Source organism: Nonomuraea sp. NPDC005501 (assembly GCF_040605905.1).
Classification (GTDB): Bacteria; Actinomycetota; Actinomycetes; order Streptosporangiales; family Streptosporangiaceae; genus Nonomuraea.
The window spans coordinates 143,409-151,569 of sequence record NZ_JBEXDT010000005.1; the positions used below are offsets into that span (position 1 = coordinate 143,409).

Here is an 8,161-nt window from a genome sequence, read left to right on the forward strand (position 1 = left end):
GATCTGGACCTGAGTCGCCCCGAACACCTCGATCACCCAGCGGCGCCCGAAGACACGATCCTCTCCAGCACAGAGGTGAACAGCTGCCGCCTGTCCGGACGCGCCCTCCCCGCGGCATACCTCAGCGCAGGGATCGCCGGCGCGCCCAGAAGAACGAGCCCGTCGCAGGCAGCCCTTCGGACCACGGGATGGGAGTGCGTGAGCAAGCCGACCAACGCGGGGATGGCCGGCTCCCACGCCGCGTGACACAAGATCCTGACCGCCGAACGCACGATGTCGGGTTGCCGATCGTCCAGCAGCAGCGAAGTCTGCTCCAGATAGTCCCCGCGACTCAGCACCTTGCGGGAGATCCGGTGGGCATGCAGCCGGACTCTCGCCTCGGGATGGCCAAGCGACTCGACGAGCAACTCCTCGAACTCCAGATCCCGCCGCTCGGCACCGCGACCCGCCCGCCGGTCCCCGTCGTGCCGGCGCAGGCGAGCAGGGTCGTCGTCGTAACACTCGGCGAGCAGCGTCAACGCCCGGCGGATCTGCTCAGGACCGCCCGTACGGGCCAGGCGGAGCAGCTCCGCCCGGGGCGGCCGTTGCTCCCGCGCCGCCACAAGCGGGACACCAGCTCGGCTACGCAACGCCGAGAGAACAGCGGAATCCTGCCGGGCCGCATCGGGATGACGCAGCGGCCCCTCCACCAGCACGACCCTGTCCGCGAGGTCGTCACGTCCTTCTTCGCGCAGCCGCCGGCGCACCCGCACCAACGCCGGCGTACGCAGCAGCGCGACGCCGGAGACGAGATCGAGCAGCCCCCACGCCCCGGCTTCGAGGCGACCGGACAGAACCTCGGCCAGGACATCAGGCTCCGCCCCGCGCAACGCCCGCTCGGCCGACGCGCGCAGGGCCGGCCCACCCCGCTCCCACCATGACAACAGCAGGGGAACGAGCTGCTCCACGTCCGGCGGATCCAGGAGGGCGGCGACCCTGGCGATCCGCTCACGAACCGCGTCGCCACCCGAGCCGAGCCCGCCGGCCTCACGCAGTTCGGTCTCACCCATGAGGGTCAAGGCATACGCGAGATCCGCGGTGACGGCCAGATCGACCCGGCCACGGACGAAGGCACGCAGCACCGTGAGCCGGAACCCGGGTTCGGGCCAGGCCAGCAAGACCCGAGCCGCGGCAACCCGCTGATCCCGCACGGGATCGTCGAGCATCTCCAACAGCCGCTCACGCAGAGCCGCCGAGCGGAGCCCGCCCCTATCAGCAGGACGAGGGACACCGACGCCCGACCCGGACCGGCGGGCGCCCTCCGAGATCGTCCACGGCGGCGCGTCGAACGGCTGCAGCTCGATCATCCAGTCCAGCAGGACGTCCCGCACCCCCGTGCCGGCCGCCGCGAAGAGACCGATCAGTGCGCTGAGCCGATCACGCGAACCCACAGAGCCCGAGAAGTCGAAACCGTCCATCGACCGGTCCGCGAGACGGAACCGCCCGAGGGCGTCCGGCGTGCGGGCGGCCACAGCCAGGGCCTCACGCCATCGGCGTACGGCGGGACCCTCATCCACCTCACCCCTGCCACTCGATGCGACGCCCCCCGACGCGACGCCGGTGACCGGCCGCGACAGCCCGAACGCCTCCCACAACACCTCTTCCTCAGCCAGCCACGCGTTCGCACCCGCACGGGCGGCAGCCAGCGCCCGCCCAAGATCGGTACGGGTCAGCACCGCGCCGCATCGGCGCAACAGCACCAGCATCGACCGGCTCCCCGCTGCCCCCGACGGCAGCGCGCGAATCCGCGCGGCGATGTCGAACCTCTCCGTGCAGGACAAATCAGCGAACGACGGCCGCGCGACCATGTCCTCAAGCAGCGCCAGCAGACGACCGCGATGAGCATCACCGACGTCGGCCAACCCCGCGACCAGCGTCCGCGCCGACCGGACCAAGACCTCCATCTCGCCGGCCGTCCACGGCGGCGGGCACAGCGCCAAAACGAACCGCAGGACGCCACCACGACGCTCTGCCCCTTCCGCGGCCAACTCCAGCCAACGTGCCAGCACCGGCCGCAGCCCGCCCAGCCCATGCACGGCCGGCCCGTCAGGGTAACGCTCATACCCCTCCACCAGGCGCCATGCGATCTCGGCGTCCCAACCACGACCCGCCAGGGCGACGACATCAGCATCCGGCAGAGCGGCCATCGGAGCGGCCGGCAGCGAGACACCGCGCACTGCCATCCGCTCCGCCAACTCCGCAGCCGTACCCGAACCAAGGGCGAGCCGGCCCGCGGCAACGAGACGGATCAAGCCGGCCCCGGCCGACGACCCCTGGTCGGCAAGCGCGCCGACCGCACGCGCGGACAACGCCCCATCCAGACCCCCCAGCAGCAGGTCACGGGTACGGTCATCCACGGCACCGTCAGCCGCAGCGACGACAGTCGCGGCATAGGCGTCGCCGAGGATCGCCCGCAACGCCTCGACCAGCGCCGCCCGCAGGCCCGGATTGTCATGCCGACCAAGCCAGAACAACAGCTTCGGCACGGCCACCGGGGCACCGGCACGGACCAGCACAGTCGCGGCCGTCTTCTTCACATTCATGTTGGGATGGTCGAGACACGCCGCGATCGCCGCGGCCGCCCAGCACGCGCGCGCATGCCCGAGCGCGAGCAGCGCCTGCCGTACCGTCTGCACATCCGGAGCAGTGGTGAGCGGGATCAGGCTCGCCGACAACGCCTGCGCGTCCTCGCCGTCGGCGTCGCGGGCGAGCAGCGCGATGACGTGCTTACGAACATGACGGTCACGATGGCGCAGCAGCCCATGCACTCGTGACCGGATTCCACGATGAGACGTCTCCAGAAGCAGCCGGAGCAGAATCATCTGCTCAGCCGCCGTGAGCGCCGGACGGTCCAGCAGATCCAGCGCGATACCCGCCACGAGCGCGTCGCCGGCCTCCCGCGCGTCCCCGGCGTCCAGAAGACAGCGCGGCCGGATCTTCCCCCTGTCGTGGAGACGACCACCAAGATCAGCAACAGCCGCGACGACCTCCGACGGCACCTCCGGTTCGCCGCCACCGCCCGACGCCCCCGGCGCCCAGGAGGCCGCGAGATCCGACACCACCCGCAACAGCAGGTCGGCGATGGCGGGCACCGTGGCCGAACCACCGTTTCGCGCCAGCCTGCACAGAGCAGCCACAGGCTCGTCCCGGTCCAAAGCCGCCCGGAGCAACGCCAGCTCCCGCTCGTCCGGACCACCCAGATCGACGGCGATCCGACCAGGCACATCCCGCGGATCCAGCCGCACCAGGATCGACTGCCGCCCGTCAGGGTCCTCGGTGAGATGCCACAGCACCTCCAAGGCCCGGCGGCGCACCGGCCGCAGATACGACACCACACCGCCCGCGACGTCTGCGCCCTCCGGCGCGTCCAGACCCAGACCGGCTCGCAGCACCGAGACCGTCCGGGCACCGCCCACCGCTTCAAGAGCCTCCAGCGCCGCCGCGGATGACCGCGGTAACACGGCCAGGACAGCGTCCTCACCCGCCGTGTGGCGCAGCGCACGAATCGCCCCCAGGAACGGCCGCGGATCCGGCGCGACACGCAACAGGCCGGCGACCCTCTCCCCCACCGGCAGATCCCCCGCCCCCTGAGCAGCCAAAGCGACCAGAAGCTCCAGCCGCCGCGGCCAGTGCGTATCGTCCACGGCCGCCGTGGTCAGCTCCTGCAGCATCTGTCGCCGGCACGTGAACAAGACAGTGGCCACCTCACCCGCAGGCACCGAGTGGTCGGCGAGCGCCAGACACACGATCGCCGGCACGTCCTCACCCGCTGGGAAATGCCCACGCCGGTGCAGTCCGCGCAGGCACCGCATGGCCGGCCCGGCGAGCATGAGCGGATCCACCGCCGCGATGCCCACGAGATCACGGACGTCATCGCGGCTCGCAAGGTCGCCAAGCAGCTCCAGCGCGCGCCCCCGGAGCCCCGAAGGCCGATCCCGGTCGGCGGCCACGTCGCGGAGCACGTCCCGATGCCCGTGACGCGCCGCGGCATCGATCACCGCGTCGGCCACCGCGCAGACGGCAGAACCAGGCTCGATGTCGAGGAGCCGATACAGGAGCTCTTGCGGCAACGGATCCAACGCGGCCCACGGCTCAGACAGCTCACGCAGCGCTGCCGCGGCAAAGCAAGCCCCGGCAGCGCCCGCACCGGGCTCACCGCCCGGTTCCCTGACAATCGACCCGACGAGCCCCACCACGAGCCGCCGGGCCCGCGCCGGTGCCAGCAGACCGGCGTGTACGGCCTCGCGCGTGACCCGCAGAGCCTCCGACCACAACACAAGATCCTGCCGGCCCGACAACTCCCGGACGAAACCCTCTGGTTCCTCCACATCGACCGCACCGATCCCGCGGACAGCCTGGTACAGCAGCTCACCCACGGGTTCGTTGCGCAGGATCTCAGGCCGGTCAGTGATCTCGGCGCGCAGCCAGGCGATGTGAACCCGGGCCGGCACATCCGCCGCGCGCCACTGCGGCCAGGGCCGCGGACGGACGTGGGCCCGAAGCCGGAGATAAAGGTGGGCCAGAGCCAGCGCCGCCTCCGGCGGACCCTCCAGCGAGCCCGGCAACGACGCCGCGAATGCGGCCTGCTCGCAACGGTCTTCAGCTCGCCTCGCGTCAAGGCGTTCGGCAAGGCCGACCAGGCCCAGTCCCCGCAGTCGTGGGTCTTCATGCCTGATGAGAAGCCGCAGGGTGGCCGGCGGACAGCTCAACGGATCAAGGCCGGCAGAAAGCACATCCACATCACCGCGGCGTATGGCGGTAAGGACCGCATCGTCGACCGACGTCATGCGCTATCAACTCCAGCCGGACCAGCGAATACCGCCAAGCGTAGCGAAACGCTCGCCACGCCCGACCCGGACGGGACGCGCTCACGGCCGGGTCGACTGGGTGCCCCGTCGTCCCATGGCCACGCGCCGCTGCGACCCACGACAGGCGGCGCCCCGGTTGTTGTTGGACGTACGGGCGAAGCCCGTCCCTTTTGTGGTGTTTTGGGGTTTTTACCAAGCCCGGCGCCTTTACATTGTAGATTTACTAGTCGACGAAAGGGTGCCGATGGCGGGACGCCCTCGTGAACCACCGCCTCCCGAACGGTTCCCCAGCCGCCATGCAGCCCCTGTGACCAGGCGAGCTCGCCGTATTCGGCGACGCATGCCGGGTAGTCCTCCGCGATGACGACCTGGGCCAGGCTGAGCCTCGTCCGGGGGCCGTCCGGCCGGCTCCGCAGACGAGGTCGACGTCGCGCGCACGGGTTCGAGCGGGCCTCGCCCGCCTGGAGCATCTACCACTCCCCTACCACCGTGACGGCGCAGGCCGGGTGGTGCGGGACTGGGGTCATGTCCGGGAGGGCGACGTCGGAGAGAGGAGGTGATGGCGATCCAGCCAGTTGGCGATGGCCTGGCCGATGGCGTGCGGCTGGTCCTCGGGGGCCTGGTGACCGGCAGGTCCAATCCCTTCGATCTCGAGGGCGGCGATGTTCTGGCGGGCCCAGTCCACGATTTCGGGGGAGGCGATACCGACACCGTCCTCAACCGTGAGGAGCAGTTTGGGTACCTCGGGGCTGGTGGCGAGCCATTTACCGTAGGCGTCCATGCGCTCGGCCACATCGGCCGGTTCGCGGTCGTAAGGGATCTCGCGAGGCCACTGGAGCAGCGGACGGCGCGACGCCGGGTCGGTGTAGGGCGCGCGGTAGACGTCGTGGTCCTCCGGGCTGAGGCCTGTCTTGATGGCGAAGGGGTGGGGCAGGGCGTATTCGATGGCGGCGTTCTCCTCCAGCAGTAGCCGCTCGCCGAGCCCGGGGGTGCGTAGCGCCTTGGAGTGGTCGATCACGTCCTGCGGCAGTTCGGCCCACATCTGCGGCCGCAGGAACGTCTCCAGGAGGGCGACGCCGCGCACCTGACCGGGGTGGCGGGCGGCACGGTCCATGGCCAGTGCGCCGCCCCAGTCGTGGCCGACCAGGACGGCCTCCTCCAGCCCCACGGCTTCGAACCACGCATCCAGGTAGCGGGCATGGTCGGCGAAGCGGTAACCGATGTCGGGCTTTCCGGAGGCGCCCATCCCGATCAGGTCAGGGGCCAGGACCCGGGCGCGATCGGCGACGTGCGGGATGACGTTGCGCCAGATGTAGGACGAGGTGGGGCTGCCGTGCAGGAACACCACGGGCGACTCGCCCTGCCCGGTCTCCGCGTAGGCGAGATGGGAGTCGATGACGGCGACAGTACGCATGATCGTTCAGACCCTTCGCTGAGTTGGCGTCTGGACTCTAGGACCGCACTTATCCAACTGTCAACATCCCAACTAATCTTGGCCCAACCGTCACCAGCGGAATCATCAGCCTGCTAACATCACGCCCGGAGGTGAGGCTCGTGCCCGACCAGACAGGGAGCGTCGTCGACGACGAATCCGGACCGCTGCATGCAACTACCGGCCACCTGATGCGCCGCGTATTCACTGCCGTCACCGCTCATGCCGTGCAGGACGGGCCCCAGTCGCGCGACTTTGTGGTGCTCGACATCCTCGCCGATGAGGACGCCCCCTCCCAGCAGGACCTCGCCCACCGACTTGGCATCAACCGTACGATCATGGTCAGGCTGCTCGATCGGCTCCAGGAGGCGGGCCATGTCGTCCGCACCCGCAACCCGGCCAACCGCCGCACCTACGTGCTGTCGCTGACCGAGGCGGGCCGTGCCGCCCTGGACGGCATGCGCCACGCCGTCGCCGCTCGCGACGCGCGGCTCACCGGCGCACTCACCGAGCCCGAACGGCAGCGCCTCACCGCGCTGCTGACCAAGCTCGTCGCCGACGACGGGCCATCCGCCATCCACAGCATCGAGCACCTGATAGCTCAAGCCCATTACCGGCTGCGTCGTCTCGGCGATCATCGGCTCGCGGCGCACGGCCTGCGCACCCGCCACTTCGCCTTGCTGCCCGCCCTGGACCGGCTCGCCCCCTGCCCGCAAGAGCAACTGGCCCGATACCTGCACCTCACCGAACCGGCCACCGCATCACTCATCGAGGAGCTGGTGCAGGCCGGCATCGTATCCCGCGGCCAGGACCCGCACGACCGGCGCCGCTATGCCCTGCAACTCACCGACCTCGGCCGCGCCCGCATCCCGAGAGTGCGTGAAGCCCTGGAGAGCATGGAGCGCGACATCGACGACATCCTCGGCCCGGACGGCGCTCAAGAACTTCGCACCCTTCTCACCAAGCTCTTGCTGTAGCACGGGTCCGCAGGGCCCCCGGAAACCCCGCCAGCTGGTTCGCCAGCGGCTGTACCGCCGCCTGCGGCACCGACCAGATGAACTGCCGACGTCCGGATACGACCGAAGCCGCTCCATCTGCTCATTGGAGGGCGACCTGACGGCGTCCGCAGAACGGCTGGAAAACATGACACGAGGCGTCGGGTTTCAGAGGAATCATGAATCCACCGGTCGGCGCCGATGTGGGTGTGGACCGGGGCCTCACGGATAGACAAGGACTTCAATGCGCGAAACGCCCGAGGAGCTCAAGGAGCTTCAGGCTCTCCTCGAAACCTCCCTTTCCCGCTCGACCTCGCACCTCCGCTCGATCGTCACCGCGAACACCCTGACCGCGGAGCAGGTCACCCACATCCTGACCGGCATGTGCACCCTCGCCCTGTCCACCGTGACGGCGAAGGGAGAGCCGCGGATCAGCGGTGTGGACGGGCACTTCCTGCACGGAAGGTGGCACTTCGGCACGGCGCGCAGCGCCGCCAAGGCCCGCCATCTCGCTGCCCGCCCCGCTGTCAGCATTGCGCACATGCGCGGTGAGGACCTGGGCGTGTTCACGCACGGCACGGTGGAAATCCTCAACCCTGACAACGGCGAGCCGGCCGCCGACTGGCCGGACCTGCTCGCCTACTTCAAGGACTTCTACGGCGACGACTACTTCGACTGGGACAACGATGTGGTCTACTACCGGCTGCATCCGCACTGGATGACCGCCTACGCCCCCGGCATCGACAAGCTCACCGGGGTGTCCCGGTCCTGATCTGCGGCACGGGCCGCGTCGAGACCGGTCACCTGCTGAGGGATCTGATCAAACGGCCGCGGGGGGGGCAGGGGCGCGGCAGCGCCCCCCGCGGGGGGAGAAAACGAAAAAAATA

4 protein-coding genes are annotated in these 8,161 nt (G+C 69.9%); 2 read left to right on the plus strand and 2 right to left on the minus strand.

Annotated features, from left to right (window positions below; translation table 11 throughout):
- Positions 1-32: 32 nt before the first annotated feature.
- The gene (locus ABZS51_RS05615; protein WP_355436789.1) at positions 33-4,826 is read right to left on the minus strand and encodes a HEAT repeat domain-containing protein; all 4,794 of its coding nucleotides are present in this window, start codon (positions 4,824-4,826) and stop codon (positions 33-35) included.
- Between the two features lie 544 nt (positions 4,827-5,370).
- Positions 5,371-6,261, minus strand: coding sequence for a haloalkane dehalogenase (locus tag ABZS51_RS05620; protein WP_355436792.1), 891 nt, complete (start codon positions 6,259-6,261; stop codon positions 5,371-5,373).
- Positions 6,262-6,401: 140 nt separating this feature from the next.
- Between ABZS51_RS05620 and ABZS51_RS05625 the strand changes: the two genes are divergently transcribed.
- Positions 6,402-7,256, plus strand: coding sequence for a MarR family transcriptional regulator (locus tag ABZS51_RS05625; protein WP_355436794.1), 855 nt, complete (start codon positions 6,402-6,404; stop codon positions 7,254-7,256).
- A 262-nt stretch (positions 7,257-7,518) separates the two neighbouring features.
- Complete coding sequence (locus tag ABZS51_RS05630; protein WP_355436797.1) at positions 7,519-8,046, plus strand: pyridoxamine 5'-phosphate oxidase family protein; 528 nt, start codon at positions 7,519-7,521, stop codon at positions 8,044-8,046.
- Positions 8,047-8,161 lie beyond the last annotated feature (115 nt).